Annotated in this window: 15 protein-coding genes; 5 read left to right on the top strand and 10 right to left on the bottom strand. The window is 56.9% G+C overall.

Annotation, left to right across the window (positions count from 1 at the left end; all coding sequences use genetic code 11):
- Nucleotides 1-5: 5 nt before the first annotated feature.
- The 3 genes from E1573_RS26515 to E1573_RS26825 form a co-directional block, all read right to left on the bottom strand.
- The gene (locus E1573_RS26515) at nt 6-275 is read right to left on the bottom strand and encodes a hypothetical protein (RefSeq protein WP_133217495.1); all 270 of its coding nucleotides are present in this window, start codon (nt 273-275) and stop codon (nt 6-8) included.
- A 75-nt stretch (nt 276-350) separates the two neighbouring features.
- Entirely contained in the window at nt 351-1292 is a 942-nt protein-coding gene (locus E1573_RS26510) for a restriction endonuclease (protein WP_133217494.1), read from the bottom strand.
- A 207-nt stretch (nt 1293-1499) separates the two neighbouring features.
- Nucleotides 1500-1649: a hypothetical protein gene (locus E1573_RS26825; RefSeq protein WP_165957391.1), complete on the bottom strand. Its 150-nt coding sequence runs from the start codon at nt 1647-1649 to the stop codon at nt 1500-1502.
- Between the two features lie 94 nt (nt 1650-1743).
- Between E1573_RS26825 and E1573_RS26505 the strand changes: the two genes are divergently transcribed.
- Nucleotides 1744-2016: a hypothetical protein gene (locus tag E1573_RS26505; RefSeq protein WP_133217493.1), complete on the top strand. Its 273-nt coding sequence runs from the start codon at nt 1744-1746 to the stop codon at nt 2014-2016.
- Between the two features lie 39 nt (nt 2017-2055).
- Nucleotides 2056-2841 carry a hypothetical protein gene (locus E1573_RS26500; protein WP_133217492.1) on the top strand — a complete coding sequence of 262 codons (786 nt, stop codon included), beginning with the start codon at nt 2056-2058 and terminating at the stop codon, nt 2839-2841.
- Nucleotides 2842-3259: 418 nt separating this feature from the next.
- Here E1573_RS26500 and E1573_RS26495 read toward each other — a convergent pair whose 3' ends face one another.
- The 7 genes from E1573_RS26495 to E1573_RS26465 form a co-directional block, all read right to left on the bottom strand.
- Nucleotides 3260-3661 (bottom strand): ACT domain-containing protein, encoded by a 402-nt coding sequence (locus E1573_RS26495; protein ID WP_133217491.1) that lies wholly within the window; start codon nt 3659-3661, stop codon nt 3260-3262.
- Between the two features lie 239 nt (nt 3662-3900).
- Nucleotides 3901-4623: a DUF4198 domain-containing protein gene (locus E1573_RS26490; protein WP_133217490.1), complete on the bottom strand. Its 723-nt coding sequence runs from the start codon at nt 4621-4623 to the stop codon at nt 3901-3903.
- A gap of 14 nt (nt 4624-4637) precedes the next feature.
- On the bottom strand, nt 4638-6728 hold the full coding sequence (locus E1573_RS26485) for a TonB-dependent siderophore receptor (RefSeq protein ID WP_133217489.1): 2091 nt from the start codon (nt 6726-6728) through the stop codon (nt 4638-4640).
- 224 nt (nt 6729-6952) lie between these two features.
- Nucleotides 6953-7714: a transporter substrate-binding domain-containing protein gene (locus E1573_RS26480; protein ID WP_133217488.1), complete on the bottom strand. Its 762-nt coding sequence runs from the start codon at nt 7712-7714 to the stop codon at nt 6953-6955.
- 34 nt (nt 7715-7748) lie between these two features.
- Nucleotides 7749-10430 carry an aconitate hydratase AcnA gene (acnA, locus tag E1573_RS26475; RefSeq protein ID WP_133217487.1) on the bottom strand — a complete coding sequence of 894 codons (2682 nt, stop codon included), beginning with the start codon at nt 10428-10430 and terminating at the stop codon, nt 7749-7751.
- A gap of 68 nt (nt 10431-10498) precedes the next feature.
- Complete coding sequence (locus tag E1573_RS26470) at nt 10499-11974, bottom strand: serine hydrolase (RefSeq protein ID WP_133217486.1); 1476 nt, start codon at nt 11972-11974, stop codon at nt 10499-10501.
- A 54-nt stretch (nt 11975-12028) separates the two neighbouring features.
- Nucleotides 12029-12946: a LysR substrate-binding domain-containing protein gene (locus E1573_RS26465; protein WP_133217485.1), complete on the bottom strand. Its 918-nt coding sequence runs from the start codon at nt 12944-12946 to the stop codon at nt 12029-12031.
- 549 nt (nt 12947-13495) lie between these two features.
- On the opposite strand from E1573_RS26465, the gene E1573_RS26460 reads away from it, so the two are divergent.
- Genes E1573_RS26460 through E1573_RS26450 form a run of 3 tightly spaced genes read left to right on the top strand, consistent with a single transcriptional unit; the run spans nt 13496 to nt 16877 of the window.
- Nucleotides 13496-15052: an ABC transporter substrate-binding protein gene (locus E1573_RS26460; RefSeq protein WP_133217484.1), complete on the top strand. Its 1557-nt coding sequence runs from the start codon at nt 13496-13498 to the stop codon at nt 15050-15052.
- A 2-nt stretch (nt 15053-15054) separates the two neighbouring features.
- Entirely contained in the window at nt 15055-15996 is a 942-nt protein-coding gene (locus E1573_RS26455) for an ABC transporter permease (RefSeq protein WP_133217483.1), read from the top strand.
- The gene (locus tag E1573_RS26450; protein WP_133217482.1) at nt 15993-16877 is read left to right on the top strand and encodes an ABC transporter permease; all 885 of its coding nucleotides are present in this window, start codon (nt 15993-15995) and stop codon (nt 16875-16877) included. Before E1573_RS26455 ends, E1573_RS26450 begins: the two co-directional genes overlap by 4 nt.
- The last annotated feature ends 2 nt before the right edge of the window (nt 16878-16879 follow it).

Genomic DNA, 16879 nt, shown 5'->3' with positions numbered 1-16879 from the left:
TGCACCTACTCTTCGGGCTTGCTAGTGGACAGCACATAACCGGCGACAGTGCCGAGCAAGGCTGCCAATGTTTCAGATTGGAAATTAGTAGTTACGGCTAGAATCAATATTGCTGGGATGAAGAGGGTTACACCAATTGCTTTTAGGCTATTCGGACCAAAGCCTTGATTCTTTGCTTTCAAGCGCTTATAGACAATATTCATGCCATATATCATCACAGCTACAGAACCTAGCACCGCCAGAAGGTGAATCCAAGTCGTCTCAGGTATAGGCATAAGCTACTCCATGCTAAGTATCTTAAGGGCGCTCGGAATACGATCCGTAAATAAGGTGAGCGCTTGAGCGGTTTGTTAGTAGTTTGGCTTCGGCACTATGTCGAAGGTATATTCAAGCTGAGTGTTTATGATGCTGTCCAGAACCTTATAGGTTCCGTCATCCAGCTTAACCACAGGAAGCTTGATCGAGATCGGACCGCTTTTACTATTATGTTCGACCTCAAAAAGCCATGCCAATGCGCCATGTTGATCTTGCTCATAGGAGGCGACAGACATCGGGATCTCAGCATGCTCGGATTCCCATTCAAACTCACAATCCAGACCGACACGTATAAGCTCACCATTGTGACAATAGTAGAGGGCATCTTCACCGACAGGCCTGTACGATAATTTCCCTAAATTATCTTTGCTGGTCGCAGGGTTAAGTGAATCCTGGCTGTCATTAATTGAAGACCTGCATAACTCCAGCAATGAAATCATGGTTATTTGGTCTAAAGACCATACCTTGTCGCCAAGCTCATGATTCATTGGCTTAAGACCCAGCTTTGCAATCTCCCCCTTCCCGACATATGGCTTTACACTTCTGACTTTGATGTTCACGCTATTATACAAAAATATAAAATGTATAAAATCAAGCGGAATGCTGTCCGGCGTTAGATCCTTCAAGGTGACAAGAAATATTTTTGAGCCTGATTGAGTGGCTTTCTCTTTAATGCTAGAAGCAAAATCTTTTCTGGAGACACATATAAGATGCTGTGCCCCAACGTCATCAATTTTTCCTAGCCAGCCGCGAAAAGTATTGATATCAACTTTAGAGTTTCGATCCTGAACCTCCACAATCGTAAGCGTCTCTCTATGAGGCGGCCCGTTTCTTATTACAATGTCACATTGAGCAGTGTGACCTTGTGTTGAAGTCAATATCGGAAGAAATACGTTTTGTTCTATACGTGCCGTAGGTGAGGTAGAGCGTTCAATGATCTCTACGATTTTTTCAAGGTCATCACCTGGCTTGCTCATACTTGCTTCTCAAAGATTAACTGTGGGCACGATTTAGCGCAGCGGGTTAACGCTACCTATTTGCCACTATTTTGTCCACCAGCGGTATTTAGCTAATCCTAATCGTGTGCCCAGCCTGAGTTAGTTAGCGCACCCCAGTCCAGGCAGCAGCCGATCCGGCCATCCTTCGTCAACCCCAGCCACAACGCGGGCCACGAGGGCAAGCGTCTAGGTCTGCCCCGGCTTTGACGCCTGGACTGCAACGGCAGTGACCTGCTCTTCCTCTGCGAACAGCTCCTGCTGCCCAGGTGCAGGGCCGGGCGGCAGGTCGAAAAGGTCAGGCTCTTGGTCGTCGGGAATGGGGATGATGGTACGCATGGTAGCGTGCTCCACACTTAGCGAAAGCGCCCCTGCAAATGGGAAATCGGCGCACGTTTGAGTTTAGACTGAGCCTTTGGGGATCAGTAGCGTCATGAATCACACCCCAGCCAAAACGACCAACGGTGATGCTCCGGCGCAGGTGAGCACCTATAGTGTCATCCATAAAAAGGAGACTGATATGAAAGTCCCACTGTCAGAAAATGCAAAGCTCATGCTGGCGGATCCTAAAGCCGTTCGGGAGTTCATGACCGGACTAATTGCCCAAGACGATGCTACCCAGCCTGAGCCTGCCGAAATCCCGGTCATCACAGTGCACACCAGTGAAAAACAAAATTTCAAACTAAAGTTTGAGAAGGTGGATTAGAGCTATCTAATCCACCTGCTCAAATAAAGAAGACTGGAAATGGAAATCGCACTCCCAGCGATTATAATATTTCTCATAGTCTCGCCAGGATTTATTTTCCGTGCGCAGTTCAAAAAGGCGGAGCGTGAGACTTTCGACTACTCACCGTTCGGTAGAGTTGTCGGGCAAGCTTTCCTTTGGACCTTGGTGCTGCATGTGTTATGGCTAACAATAGCGTGGTGTTTTTTTGATTCCACGCTCGACATAAGAATACTAATGAGGCTGCTATCATCAGTGTCCCAAGATGATGCTTCTTTGTTCGATGCTGTATATAAAGACACTGTAAGAATTACATCTTATTTCCTAAGTCTGTATTTTTTCTGCTGGCTTGTCCCTCCATTTCTCCGCACGATGATCGTTAAACATCGCCTAGACCGAAAAGATTATTGGTTTGGCTGGCTGCTACGCATGGATGCCCCTTGGTACTACATGTTACAGGGTGCCGACCTAAAGCAAGAGGCAGATATCATAGCTATTTCAGCCATAGTAAATGTCGGCGATAAACCAATCCTATATTATGGGGTGTTGGTCGATTACGTAGTGGATAGGCATAACGGGGAGCTGAACAGGCTAATTTTAAGTGGCGCATTTCGGTGGGAGCTAGATAAGTTTGACAAGGCCGAGACGACAGTAGAAAGAATGAAAATAGGTGTACCCATAGATGGCAATTATCTTGTAATTAGTTACGACGAAACAATAACGTTAAACATAAAATTCTTTCAAGCGTCCATAGATACAAAGCCGCCGTCCGATCCAGGCAACGCCGACGCCCAGCCTGATCAGTGAGCACACCCAGCCCCAGTCGTGAAAATCCCGCTTTGTGCTCTGTCACAAGGTACGTCACGAGGTACGTAACGTAACTCAACCAAGTGCATTGCAGCTCTACGCAACGACTGCTAGCCTTTGAAATAGCACGCTTTGCGCTGCGTTGTGTTGCGTACCGGAGACCCCAGGGCAGGATTCGAAATCCGTTGTACTGGCAACAGTACCTAGGGTTCAAATCCCTATCTCTCCGCCATACATCGAAAAGCCCCTGAATCTAAAAGTTCAGGGGCTTTTTGTTTTTAAATTGTATTACCCATTTGTACTGCTCTCTCGCCTCACTGCCCTCCATTTGAGGCTTCCTGACCTCGTCCTTTACGCAGCTTACTTTGCCTAGTTGTGATGCGTTATCACTTGTCGGAGGTTGGCTGGGCGAAGGTTATTACCCACCAGACCGTGACAAGCCTTCCAGAACAGACATAGCTTTCTGAGCGTCGGCGACGCCCACAAAAACGTGGTCGTGGTAGTACGCAGCAATCACGTTGCAACTGATTCCGGCATTGCCCAGGGCGGCAGAGAAGGCTGCCGTCAGTCCCACCGCATCCAGCGCCGAGTGGATGGTGAGCGTAATCCACGCCGCCACGAAGTCGTATTTCAAACCCAGTGCTTCGGCGCGACTGCGCTCGACAATCAGCGTGAGGCCTTCCTGCTCTCGAAAGCTACCGATGATCTCGTCGGGGGCAAGCCCTGAAAAGTCGGCAACACTGCAAAAAACATACTCTCCCTCATTGAGGTATGGGCTCATGCCTTGCAGTAGCGCAGATAGGGATTTTTCGCCAGTCATCGATCAATTCCAGTAAAGGTGAGAGGCGCAGTCTGCCGTGTCTGGCGATATTAGTTGAATGAATACTCGTAATGTTTGATTAGATAAAGTGATTATTGATTGAACGGGGATTCACCGATTAGTGCTCAAATAGGCCTCGTTCAGTTTCCTCCTGAAGGCCCTGCCCATGTGTCAGATGGGCTTTTCCAATTTTGAGTACGCCGATAAGCGCAAGTAGACCCAGGCATGGCAAGGCTGTACTACTCGTGGTGCGGTTCACCCAGGAACGTCAGTGAGCTGAACAGGCTCTGTTGCGCCACGGGCGCTCCTTCGGGCATCGGCAGGTTGGTTTGGGCTGCGATGATATTCAAGCCTTCGTTGCGTACAGTTATCTGTGCCCGACCATTCTTGTCGGTTGTGGCGCTGACCTGGTTCGGTGCGCCTCGGTAGTCCCCTTGCAAGGGGATATCCGCTGCTGGCTTGCCATCGAGCAGCACTTGCACTTGCAGTGTCTTGCCGGGTCCTACCTGCAGTGGGTCGTTCAGGGGCACAATCGCCAGGCGCAGCATGTCCAGCTTCGGCAGATGTGCTCCACTCTGGTAGATGGCCAAGCTGTATTTCAGGCTGTGTGTCGAGGCAATCGCGTCCTTGACCTGGGTGCGGTCCTGATTGACCCATTGTTTGTCCGGGCGCTGTGACCAGGCGCCGTTGTCCAGAGCCACGGCCAAGGCCGCAGGCGGAGTGAGCGGCTGCAGAACGGCGTGGTCTGCCAAGCGTTCGACGGTGACCGGGACCATTTCACCCGCGGCGTCGAACGCCCAGGCACGTTTGATCTTTTCAGGCTTGTAGGCGTTATCTTCGGCACCGTGGCCGTACACTGCCTCGATAGTGCCGCGCCGCTGTTCGGTCCACAGGCCGTGGGCAGTGGCGTTGATGCTGACCATCATGGTCAACAAGGTGGCCAGTTTCAGTGATGAATGCATGAGCGTCCTTTGGGTCAGAGGTTTAAGGTCAGGCTTACGCTGACGTTACGTGGCTCACCGGGCAGTACCCAGGAACTGTTGTACGAGCGTTCGTAGTACTTGCGGTCAAACAGGTTGTTGAGGTTCATGCCCACGGTGATCTGTTCGCTGGCCTTGTAGTGCGCCATCAGGTCGACGGTGCTGTAGGCGTCCAGGGTGAAGTCGCTCCCGGCTTGACCGGAGCGCTCGCCGACATAGTTGAACGCTGCGCCCACATCCGAGCCGCGCAGAGCGCCGTTCTGGAATTCGTACACGCCCATCAGGCTGCCGCTGTTGCGGGCGATGCCCAGCAGGTCGCTGCCTTCGGGCAGGGCTGCGTCGCCCTTGGTGACCTCGGCATCGATGTAGGCGTAGGCGCCGATCACCCGCAAGGCGTCGGTGAGCTGGCCGCTGAACTGCAGGTCAAGGCCCTGGCTGCGTGCCTTTCCGGCGGCGATACTGTCACCGAGGGCGTCGGTGGTGATGACGTTTTCCTTGTCGATATGAAACAGGGCGATGGTTGCGCCGAGGCGGCTGTCGAGCAGGTCGAGCTTGAGCCCGGTTTCGTAGCCCAGCCCCTTCTCGGGCTTGTACACCTGTCCTTGGGTACCGATGGTGTTCGGCTTGAACGAAGTCGAGGCGTTGGCGAACACGCCGACCTGCGGCGTCAGCTGGTACAACAGCCCGATGCGCGGCGTCGCAACATCTTTCTCCTGGCTGTTGCTGACTCCGGTCGTGCGGTTTTGCGAGGTCTGTTCGACGTGCTCCAGGCGCACGCCCAGCAGCCCGCGAAGGCGCTCGGTGAAGGCGATCTGGTCCTGCAGGTTGAGGGCGTAGCTCTCGGTATGCTCGAAGAAGTCGTTGGCCCGGGTGATCGCCGGCTTGGGCTTGCCGTACACCGGGTTGTAGATGTCCAGGCCGTAGTCCGCCGACGTGGCGCTTTGCGGGTACTTCTGGCTGTTGCGGTAGTTCTCGTACTCCAGCCCGGCCAGGGTCTGATGCTGCCAGCCGCCCAGTTCGAACTGGCCATGCAGTTCGGCCTGGGTGATGTTGTCGTTCCATTCGAAGTCGCGCTCGCGGTAGAAGCGCTTGATGGTGGTGTCGACCAGGGCCTGGGGTTCGGAACTGTTGCCCTTGAGTGTGCCCTGGGTGTAGTGGTTGGCCAGGCGCAGCTTCCAGCTGTCGTTAAGGAAATGTTCCAGCGCCAGGTCGAGGGTCTGGTTGTCGTTGCGGATCTTGCCGTCATTCGGCTCGCCGAGGAAGGTCGAGCGCTTGACCGAGCCCATCTCGCCGTTGACCGCCGGGATGCCACGGTCGAACACCGACTCGGTGCGGGAAAACTCGGTGTCGATCATCAGCCGGGTATCGGGTGATAGCTGCCAGCTCAGCGATGGGCTGACGATGCGACGTTCGCTGCCAACATAGTCGCGGAAGCTGTCGTTGTCCTCGACCGCCAGGTTGATCCGGCCGAGCAGATTACCTTCGCTGTCCAGCGGCGAGTTGGCATCCAGCGTGGTGCGGTAGCGGTCCCAACTGCCTGCACTCAGGCTCAGCGTGCTGAACGCTTCGGCTTGCGGGCGCTTAGTGACGATGTTGACCAACCCGCCAGGGTCGCCACGGCCGTAGAGGCTGGCGGCCGGGCCTTTGAGCACCTCGATACGCTCGATGTTGGAGGTGTCCGGCGCGCTGTAGCTACCGCGGTTGATCGCGAAACCGTTCTTGTACAGCTCCCCTGTGGTAAAGCCGCGCACACTGTAATTGAGAAAGGTCAGGCCGCCGAAGTTGTTCTGCCGGGACACACCACCGGCAAAGTCCAGGGCGCGGTCGATGCGGGTTATGTTGAGGTCCTTGATCACCTGCGCTGGCACCACGTCGATGCTTTGCGGCGTATCGCGGATGTCGGTATCGGTGCGGGTGGCGGTGGCTGAGCGAGTGGCGCGATAGCCTTTAACCGGCCCGTCGGCGCGTTCTTCGATATAGGCGTCGGTGATCGAGGTCTCGTTCAGCAGCAAGGGTTCTGCCGCTGAGAGCGGCTGGCCGATGATTCCCAGCGTCAGCCCGGCCAGCAGCGGTGTGCGATAGTTCACCTGGAGTCTCCGTTCGTAATGGTATTACATTTCATTTTCCTTGGAGTGCGAATAATGGCTTATGTAATAACATAACGCTATCGAATAAATTAAATTGTACGCGTGGCCTCACAGACAATCAGGGAATTGCGTCAGCGCTCTCTAGAGGGCCCAGCCTGCAAGACTGGGCTCTAGAGGCGTGTTTTGAAGGTAGAGGCGGGCGGTAGTTGTGGTGACCTGGGCGCTTATAGCTTCAGGCTGCTGTGGCGCGTCGGTGCAACGGTCACGTCATGTTGGCCATTATCCGCCAACACCGCCTGGATGAAGCCCTGCGCTTTCATTCGTTCCACGAATTGCTGCACATAGGCCGCACCTGCTTCACGCCCCTGAGGCACTGCCATCGCCTGACGGATCGAAGTGAAGGCGTCTTGCAACACGCGATAGCGGCTGTCGACTTCAGCAATTTTTTGCAGCGGCTGCCTGACACCAGCGGCTGCATCCAGGCCCGATTGACAGAACAGATCCACTGCCGAGGCTGAAGTTTGTGCGCGCTCCAACTGTGCATGTTTCAAGGTGCGTGTCAGGAACAGATCGTAAGCGGCGCCTTGCCCGACTGCGAGTCTCAAGCCGGGCTTATCGAGATCGACAACACTTGTATACGCAGAGTCGGTAGCGACGAGATAAGTGCCTTCAATGATTACGTAGGGCTCGCTGAAGGCGATCTGCTCCTCTCGCAGCGGATCGATGGCCAAGAACGCAATGTTCCAGGCCCCGGTTTCCAGCGCGGAGAATACTTTGCCTGCGGCATCGAATGTGAGCATCTCCAGCACCACCCCGAGTTCGCTAGCCAGCGCCTTTGCCAAAGCTACGGATACGCCTTGTGGCGACCCGTCCGGCCCTTGCTGGGCCAATACCGGGTTACCGTAATTGATTGCCGCACGAAGTCTGCCGGTTGGGGCCAAATCATTCATGACCTGTGGTGTAACGGATAGATTGCGCGTGTTCATGACAACATCACTGGAGGCCGGTGGAAGATTATTTTCATTTAGTTGGCCGTGCGCAGGTGCGCTCCACCACTTTGCGAACGACGAAGGGCAGTACACCGCCGTTGTTCAGGTAACGAATCTCCTGAAGCGAATCGATGCGAGCAATCAACTCGATGCGCTGCTGTTCGCCTGTCGTTCTGTTGATGATCAAGGTCACAGTGTTTTCACCGACCATAAGCTCATCCAACCCCATGAAATCGAGCTGCTCATCACCTTGCAAGTTCAGGCTCTCAACACGCAGGGTAGATTTGAACAGCAACGGGATCACCCCCATTCCGATCAAATTGCTGCGATGGATGCGCTCGATACTTCGAGCGATAACTGCTTTAACGCCTAGCAACGCCTGGGCCTTGGCAGCCCAGTCACGGCTTGAACCGGCGCCATAGTTGATGCCAGCGAATATCACCATCGGCGTCTGCCGGTCCGCATAGCTTTTCGCTGCCTGGTACAAGGGCAAACATTCACTACGGTCAGCATTCCAGGCCCAGGCACCTTGACCGGCTTGCTCATCACCCAGGAGCAGGTTCTTGACGCTTTTGTTGGTGAACGCACCACGCAGCATCACTTCATGGTTGCTGCGCCGCGTGGAATATTGGTTGAGGTCTTGAGGTGCCTCTGCGCGCTCCAACAGCCACTGCCCCGCCATGCTGTTAGCCGGGATGGCACCGGCTGGGGAAATATGGTCGGTGGTAATGTTGTCGCCCAACACCATTAATACGTGTGCGCCCTTGATTGCCAGGCTGGTTTTCGGTTCGGCCTGGATCCCGGCGAGGTAGGCAGGGCGGCGCAGGTAGGTCGAGTCAGGGTTCCAGGGAAATTGCACACTGCCATTGGCAGTTAACGCTTGCCACTGGCGTGGCCCGTCCCAGATCGTCGCGAGGCGTTGCTGGAAAAACACAGGCTTGACCACTTCGGCGACTTGGGCGGCGACTTCGGCATCGCTGGGCATCAGGTCTCGCAGATAAACCGGTTTGCCACTGCAACTTTGGCCCAGGCTCTGCGATTCAAGGTCGATGTCGATGGTCCCGGCGATGGCATAGACCACGCACAGTGCTGGAGAGGCAAGATAACCAGCCGGCACTTTCGGGTTGACCCGGCCTTCGAAGTTTCGGTTACCGGACAGTACTACAACTCCCTTCAGGCCTTGATCGGCGAAGGCTTCGACGTGTTCTTCAAGCTTCCCCGAGTTGCCGATGCAGGTCATGCAACCGAACCCCACGAGGTCGAATCCGAGGGCCGAGAAGTCTTCGAGTAGCCGAGCCTCGGCCAGATAGTCGGCCACCACTTGTGAGCCAGGTGACAATGAGGTCTTGACCCACGGTTTGCGCGTGAGTCCCAGTTCGCGGGCTTTGCGTGCGAGCAGGCCGGCCTGGATCATTTGCGAGGGGTTTGCGGTGTTGGTGCAACTGGTGATGGCTGCCATGACCACGGCGCCGTGGCTGATCGCCTGCTCAAACGAGGGCTCGAAAAACTGTTGTCCAGCGATCAGACTTTCCCCGCCCATGACTTCACTGCGAAACGACGCCCCGGCATTCGCCAGACTGCGCCGCTGATGAGGCTGATGCGGCCCGGCGACACAGGGCTCGACAGCGGCGAGATCGAGCTCGATCAACTCGTCGAACTGTGGTTCGGCGAGATGCTCATGCCGCCATAACGGTTGTGCCCTCATGTAACTCACGATTTTTTCGCGCAATGCCGCAGATCGTCCGCTCAACTGCAGGTACGACAGGGTTTCGGCGTCGAACGGGAAGAACACCACCGTGGCGCCATATTCAGGCGCCATATTGGCAACAGTGCCGCGAGCCGCCCAGTTCAGTGTGCAAAGCCCAGGCCCGGTAAATTCGACAAATTTGCCCACGACCGAGCGCTTGCGCAAAATTTCGGCAACATGCAATGAAAGGTCAGTGGCGGTTACACCCGCTCGCAGCCTATTGCTCACACGAATACCGATCACCTGGGGAAAGCTGATCGGAACAGGTTCTCCGACCATTGCCGCCTGACCTTCGAGACCACCCACGCCCCACCCTAATACACCGATGGCGTTGATCATCGGCGTATGGCTGTCAGTGGCGACCATATCATCCGGATGGAGCATCCGCTGACCGTCTGCCATTTCGGTTTCCCATACCACCTGAGCCAGTGCTTCCATGTTCATCTGATGGATGATGCCGGTGCCCGGAGGGATGACATCGAAGTTGTCGAGGCTCTTCTGCGCCCACTTGATGAAGCGATAGCGTTCACTGTTGCGGCGAAAGTCGATGTCCAGGTTCTGCTCCAACGCATCCGCTTGCGCATAACGCTCGACAATCATCGAGTGGTCGATGGTCAGTACGGCGGGAATCAATGGATTCATCGCTTGCGGGTCGCCACCCAGCTCCGCCACCACATCACGCATGCCCGCGAAGTCAGCCAGTGCTGGCAGGCACGTAGTGTCATGGAACATCAGGCGGTTGGGCTGGAATGGCACCTCGCAGTCAGGGCCCTGGCCGATGGCACGCATCAGTACCGAGGGCAGCGCTTGGGGCGAGCAACGCGCAACGTTCTCCAGGAGGATGCGTATCGAGTAAGGCAGCTTCGACACCTGTGAGGGAGAAAGTAGTTTGTGCAAATCGACATAAGCGAATGTCTGGTTGTCGATGACCAGATGGTTGAGCACGTCATGGGTAGATCCGGTCATGTCTCGCAAAGCTCCTGGCGGGTGAAGAGGTAGCGCACTGAGATGAGGTGTTGAGTCACGTGTGTCGTTCAGACATGCCGCCAACGGCCACGCAGCAGTGGCTGAGCAAGCGCTCCGCTGTTCACATTGACCGTGCGTTCCCAAGTCAGTCCCTCTTCTGTAAAGGCGCAGCGGACGGTGTCACGGAAGGCACTGGCGACATAGATCCATTGCATTTCCAGAGTGCTCGGGTCGAGCCAACGGGCACCGGCAACCACGGCTTCGTCGGTGAGGGTGTAACCATGGTGCAGCTCGCTGCCAGGCATATCGGTGGTGCCCTGATGCCAGCGGTTCAGGCCGTTGACGATACGGTGTGTGCCGGTGCTGTCGGTCAGCTCGATGGCTAGCGTGTCTGCTGTAAAGGCAAACGTCAGTCGAGTGACGCCAAGGTCGTTGTCTTCCACCTCGGCCTCGACAGTGGCCGTTGTGCTAAACGGTGAGGCCGCCAGGGAGTCGAGCGCTGGAACCTGGCGCATTGCATCGAGGCGTTGCTGCAGACGTTTGTCCGCTTCACCTGCCGGTTGGCGGGTGTCGAGAAATGCCGCCGGGAAGTGCCGCTCTATGTGCGGAATAATCTGCGCTGAGTTCTTCATCGCACCGACCAGCGCCAGAGTTGCGCCGGAGCTCGGGAAAACGATCGCCATTTGTACGAAAACGCCGACGGCGCAGTAGGCCCCCTGGGGTTTGATAGCCCAGTGGTAGCCATACTTGCTGTCCTGCCCGCCTTGTGGGCGAGTCGCGGCTTGCACCCAATCGCTCGACAAGATACGACGCCCCTCCCAAACCCCGTCCTGCGCATGCAGGATGCCGAGCTTGAGCATGGATGCTGGCGTGGCGGTCAGCCCATTGCCACCTGGGTTGATCCCGTCGGGGCCGATGGCCCAGTGTTCGTCGGTGATGCCCAGCGGTTCGAACAGGCGCGGGCGCAGGTAATCATGCAGGGTCTGGCCACTGACCTTGCTGACGATAGCCGACAGCATGTAGCTGGCAGCACTGGTGTAGACGTACTGAGTGCCGGGCTCGTTGACCAGCGGGATCTTGAAGAATTCGGTAATCCAGCTGCTGTCGATAGAGCGCCACACTGATCCTGAGGTGTTGGACTGATGACCTGTGCGCATGGTCAGCAGGTGTTCGACGGTCATGCTCGGCAAGCGAGGGTCGGTGTGCTTCGGCAAATGCTCTGGAAAAAACGAGACGACGGTGTCGCTGAGTTGTAGCAGGCCTTCGTCGACCGCCAGGCCAATGGCGCATGCGGTAAAGCTCTTCGCGACTGAATGAAGGATTCGAGGGCGGTCTGCGGTGTAGGGCCACTTCCAGCCTTCGGCCGCGACGTTGCCGTGGCGGTGCAGGATCATGCCATGCAGATCCAGCCCGGCATCCGCGACGTCGTCGAGAAAGGCGATGAGCCGATCGGGATCGACTCCGGTCTCGCTGGCCGTCGCGCGGAGCAGTCCGTCATGGGCTGTTGGAACAGAGTCGGGCAACGCGTCACGCAGTGCAGGCATGAGTGCAGGTCTCTTTGGCGTTAAGTGAGTTGATAAGTGGGCGCAGGCGTTGGTTCAGCCTTTGGTTCGATGGACCAGACGCGAATAGGAAATCAGCATGCTGGTCAGTTCCTGCGTGACCTGGGTGAACGGTGAAGAGCGGCGGCTGATCATGCAGACATCACGCGAGGCCAGTGGCTCGTGGATCGGGATGGTGATCAGTGACGAAGAAAACAGCTTCATTGTGGGCAGCATGCGCGGTTCAATGGTCAGGTAATCTGACTCGGAGACGATATGGAGGATCTCCAGCAATGAGTCAGCGGTGATGGCGATCTTCGGCGGTGGCAAGCCTTGCGCCCTGAACAACTCGATCAAGCGGTTCTCGGCCCCGCCCACCACACCAGCGGGCCGTACGCTGATCCATTGGCAGTCGGTTAACTCACGCACCGAACGGGCCTGCGCTTGTGGATGGCCCTTGCGCGCAATGATGCTGGCATCCGAGCTGTAGAGTCGCTCGATGGTCAGGTCGATGTCGGTGACATTGGGGGCCAATGGGCACAGGGCGAAGTCGAGGCGGCCATCGCGGATTTTCTCGATCAGCATCTTCGTCGAACCACTGGCAACGTGAACCTGCACTTTGGGAAACTTACGTGTGAAGCTGCTGAAGACCGGCATCAGTAGCTCGGCCAACGGCTCTGCGGTGACGCCCAGGGCAATCTGCCCTTCAGGTTCACCTTTCCAATGCTGAACGTCTTGCAAGGCACGATCGCAGTCCAGGGTGATCGAGCGGGCGCGGATCAGGAAACTTTCGCCGGCCGGGGTCAGGTTGATGCCCTGATTGGAGCGGGCCAGCAGGATGACCCCCAGTTCTTTTTCAAGGGTCTGTATCGATTGCGTCAAGGTACTCTGGGCAACACCCAATTGCCGTGCTGCCGAACGAAAGCTGCCTTTGTCGACGACCGAACAGAAGGCACGAAGGTGAGTCAGCGTCATGGGGCATTAGCCTCCGGAGAAGTGGGCAAGGCGATGATCGATTTGCCCGAAGCTTATCCGAACCGATGCCCGTAAGGCGTACCGCTCCAGGTGATCGTGATCGAAAAAAGTGATCGTTCACGGACGACCCGGGCATTGTCTTGATTGGCCATCAGACCAGTGAACGGTGGGTGCAGCCCTGCTGTAGGAGCGGGCTTGCCCCGCGATGCAATGTGCCAGACAAACCGCAGTCGCAGGGCAAGCCCGCTCCTACAGCAAGCGCGCTCTTATCGAGGGACAGTGGGTGGCCGGAAATACCGAACACGATCATCCGATACGTTCTTCTCAACCACCTCATCACCCCCCTAAGATCCGCCCCATCAACGTGAACCACTTCGGATCGACTCATCGCAGCGCTGGACACACACGAAAACAACAACGACAGCAAAAAAGAAACCTCCACCGGACAGGCGTCCGGCAGAGCCAAAACAAGAAAAACAACATGTGCCCGGCCGTACCTTTGTTTTGAGGTCCTGCCAGCGTCCGGGCCGACAGCCAAAGGTTCCTGATATGAACAAAGCTTTTCTTCTGGCCGGTGGCCTCTCAGCAGCACTGACAGCCAACGCCTGGGCAGACAACACGCTGACGGTGGCGTTGAACGCTGATATCCGCAGCACTAACCCGGGTGTTAACCGTGACACCAACTCGGATGCGGTGATCCTGCATCTGACCGAAGGGCTGGTGGCCTTTCGCGAAGATGTCAGCGTCGGACCGCTGCTGGCCAAGGATGTACAGGTATCCGAAGACGGTTTGCGCTACACCTTCCATTTGCGTGAAGGCGTGAAGTTTCAGAATGGTGCGCCGTTGACGTCCGCCGAAGTGTTGTGGACCTGGCGCCGCTACCTGGACCCGAAAACGCAATGGCGTTGCCTCGGCGCGTTCGATGGCAGTAGCGGCACCAAAGTGGTCGATATTGCCGCTCCCGATCCCCTGACCGTGGTGTTCACCCTCGAAAAACCCAGCGGCCTGTTCCTGGCCAACTCGGCCTTGCCGGAGTGTGGCGGCAGCGGCATCCTGCACCCCGACTCGGTCGTGAATGGTGCCTGGAATGCACCGATCGGCACCGGGCCTTTCAAGCTGGGTGAGTGGAAACCGGCGCAGTCGGTCGAGCTGCTGCGCTTCGACGGTTACACCCCGCGTGACGAAGCTGGTCCCGATGGCTACACCGGCAACAAGTCAACCACGGTCGATCGCATCAAGTTCATGGTCATTCCCGATGCGGCGGCGGCCAAGGCTGCGCTGTTGTCGAAGAACGTCGACATGCTGGTAGACGTCACGCCACTGGACGCCAACGAGTTGGCCCAGATACCGGGCGTGAAGATCTCGTCCAGCGGCACCATGTCGATCAATGCCTTGTTGTTTCAAACGCGTGATCCGATGCTCAAGGATGTGCGTTTACGTGAGGCCATCGCCTATTCACTGGACACCTCGCAAATCGTCGCTGCTCTGACCAACAGTCGCTCCAAGGCCAATGCCTCGATGGTGGCGGTGGGTAGCGAATACCATCAGGCCGTACAGGACCAGGGCTATGGCTTTGACCCTGTGAAGGCCCGTCGCCTGCTGGCCGAAGCCGGTTATAAAGGCCAGCCGATCAAACTCCTGGTGAACAAGCGTTATCCCGCGATTTTTGACATGGGCGTGTTTACCCAAGCCATGGCCAAGGAGAGCGGAATCAACCTTGAGCTGGAAACCCTGGAGTGGGGCACTCAGTTGGAGCGTTATCAGACGGGTAACTACCAGATGATGGCCTTCCCGTACTCCGAGCGCCTGGATCCGGCGCTGAGTTTCGACTCGGTCACCGGCGACAAGGACAAGGAACCGCGCAAAGTCTGGGACAACCCGCAAGCCCGGGGATGGCTGGCCGAGGCCATGCGTGAGTCTGACCCAAGCAAGCGCCAGGCGCTGTTCGATCGCCTTCATCAACAGATGATCCAGGATGTTCCGATGATCGTGATGTACAACGGCAACTCGATTTCGGCGCATCGCCAATATGTGCAAGGGCTTCGTCCGTGGCCGGTGTCCAAGCCTCGGCTGTGGACGGTCAATCTGCAAGCCGAGAGGTCCTGAGCATGATGCGCTTCATCCTGCAACGTCTGGCGATGTCGTTGCCGACGTTGTTACTGATTGCCTTGATGGTGTTTGCCATCATCCGCATGGTGCCGGGTGATCCGGCACTGCTGATGCTCGGCGATATGGCCGACGCTCAGAGCCTGGCGGCAACCCGTGAGGCGCTCGGTCTGGATCAGCCGATGGTCATACAGTTCATGATCTGGTTGAAAGCAGTGCTTGGTGGTGATCTGGGTTTTTCCATCACCACCAATCAGGCAGTGCTGCCATTGCTCCTCGACCGTTTCAGCGTTAGCGCGAGCATCGTTCTGGTCTCGGTGTTGATCGCGGCGCTGATCGCTGTCCCTCTGGGTTTGCTCGCAGCCTGGAAACAGAACAGTGGTCTGGACTTCAGTGTGGTTGCTGGTGCGACGTTGTTGCTGTCGATCCCCAGCTTCTGGTTGGGACTGCTACTGCTGTACGGCTTCGGGATCAAGCTGGGCTGGGTGCCGGTGGTGGGGTATGTCGCGTTCAACGATGCCCCTTGGCAGGCGCTCACCTACATCATCCTGCCGATTGTCACCCTGACCCTGGTCGAACTCGGCGCGATCACCCGCATGGCGCGTGCCAGTGCGGTCGAAGTGCTGCGTCTGGAGTACATCACCCATGCGCGGGCCAAGGGTCTGTCGGAGCGCGCGGTGTTGTGGCGTCACGCCTTGCGCAATGCCTTTGCACCCACGCTGACACTGATCGGTTTGATTCTCGGCAACCTGCTCGGCGGCATTGCGGTGCTGGAAACCGTGTTCACCTTGCCGGGCCTGGGGCGCCTGATGGTCGACTCGATCTATGCACGAGACTACCCGGTGTTGCAGGGCTGCCTGCTGCTGGTGACCTTTGTCTACGTGCTGGTCAACTTGTTGGTTGATCTTCTTTATCCGCTCTTCGATCCCAGGGTCAAGCTATGAACAAGCCGGTCTTTCCTCCCACCAGCACCGTTGCCGTTCCACCGGTTGCTGCACCGCGCCAGCGCTCACGCAGGCGGATGCCGTTGAACGGCATGGTCGGAAGCGGTCTGCTGGTACTGTTGATGGCCATGGCGCTGCTGGGGCTGGTGTGGACACCGTCCGATCCGCTGGCGTTGAACCTGATGGCACGTTTGCAAGCGCCTTCGTTCGAGCATTGGCTGGGCACGGACGAATACGGACGTGACGTGCTCAGTCGTCTAATGATCGGTGCGCATACCAGTCTGTGGATCAGCTGGCTGACCGTCAGCCTGGCGGTCATCGCCGGTACTTTCCTGGGGTTGCTCGCCGGCTTCCTGCGCGGCTGGGTCGATCGCATCCTGATGATGATCAACGACGCCTTGCTGGCATTCCCCGGCATCCTGCTGGCGCTCGGCTTGATGGCGATTATCGGGCCGAGTCTGTATGGCATCGTCCTCGCATTGAGCCTGGCGTATACCCCATCGGTGGTGCGAGTGGTGCGCGGCACAGTGTTGTCGCTGCGTGAGAAAGAGTTTGTCGAGGCGTCGCGGGTGATCGGCAACTCGGAGCTGTACACCATGCTGCGTCACATTGCACCTAACTGTGTGGCGCCGATTTGCGTGCTCGCCACAAGCATGTTCGGTTGGGCCATTCTCGCGGAAAGCTCCCTGAGTTTCCTCGGACTCGGTGTGCCGCCACCAGCAGCAACCTGGGGCAACATGCTTGCCGCGAGCCGCCCGTACATTGCCACTGCCAGCTGGCTCGGGTTGTTTCCTGGTGTGTTGATCGCCCTGTCGTTGTTGGCCTTTAACCTTTCCGGCGATGCGCTGCGCGATCGCCTCGACCCTCGGATGAAGAAATGATC

Origin of the sequence: Pseudomonas sp. H9, from assembly GCF_004353925.1 — a bacterium.
Lineage (GTDB): Bacteria > Pseudomonadota > Gammaproteobacteria > Pseudomonadales > Pseudomonadaceae > Aquipseudomonas.
Note: the sequence above shows the minus strand (reverse complement) of the source record. Positions and strands in the feature narration are given on the sequence as shown.

Excerpts from the sequence above, each read along its gene's own strand:
- E1573_RS26505 (WP_133217493.1), top strand. The coding sequence starts at position 1,744 with ATGAATCACACCCCAGCCAAAACGACCAACGGTGATGCTCCGGCGCAG.
- E1573_RS26480 (WP_133217488.1), bottom strand. The coding sequence starts at position 7,714 with ATGAACACGCGCAATCTATCCGTTACACCACAGGTCATGAATGATTTG.
- E1573_RS26455 (WP_133217483.1), top strand. The coding sequence starts at position 15,055 with ATGATGCGCTTCATCCTGCAACGTCTGGCGATGTCGTTGCCGACGTTG.
- acnA (WP_133217487.1), bottom strand. The coding sequence starts at position 10,430 with ATGACCGGATCTACCCATGACGTGCTCAACCATCTGGTCATCGACAAC.
- E1573_RS26465 (WP_133217485.1), bottom strand. The coding sequence starts at position 12,946 with ATGACGCTGACTCACCTTCGTGCCTTCTGTTCGGTCGTCGACAAAGGC.
- E1573_RS26470 (WP_133217486.1), bottom strand. The coding sequence starts at position 11,974 with ATGCCTGCACTGCGTGACGCGTTGCCCGACTCTGTTCCAACAGCCCAT.
- E1573_RS26825 (WP_165957391.1), bottom strand. The coding sequence starts at position 1,649 with ATGCGTACCATCATCCCCATTCCCGACGACCAAGAGCCTGACCTTTTC.
- E1573_RS26460 (WP_133217484.1), top strand. The coding sequence starts at position 13,496 with ATGAACAAAGCTTTTCTTCTGGCCGGTGGCCTCTCAGCAGCACTGACA.
- E1573_RS26500 (WP_133217492.1), top strand. The coding sequence starts at position 2,056 with ATGGAAATCGCACTCCCAGCGATTATAATATTTCTCATAGTCTCGCCA.
- E1573_RS26515 (WP_133217495.1), bottom strand. The coding sequence starts at position 275 with ATGCCTATACCTGAGACGACTTGGATTCACCTTCTGGCGGTGCTAGGT.
- E1573_RS26450 (WP_133217482.1), top strand. The coding sequence starts at position 15,993 with ATGAACAAGCCGGTCTTTCCTCCCACCAGCACCGTTGCCGTTCCACCG.
- E1573_RS26495 (WP_133217491.1), bottom strand. The coding sequence starts at position 3,661 with ATGACTGGCGAAAAATCCCTATCTGCGCTACTGCAAGGCATGAGCCCA.
- E1573_RS26490 (WP_133217490.1), bottom strand. The coding sequence starts at position 4,623 with ATGCATTCATCACTGAAACTGGCCACCTTGTTGACCATGATGGTCAGC.
- E1573_RS26510 (WP_133217494.1), bottom strand. The coding sequence starts at position 1,292 with ATGAGCAAGCCAGGTGATGACCTTGAAAAAATCGTAGAGATCATTGAA.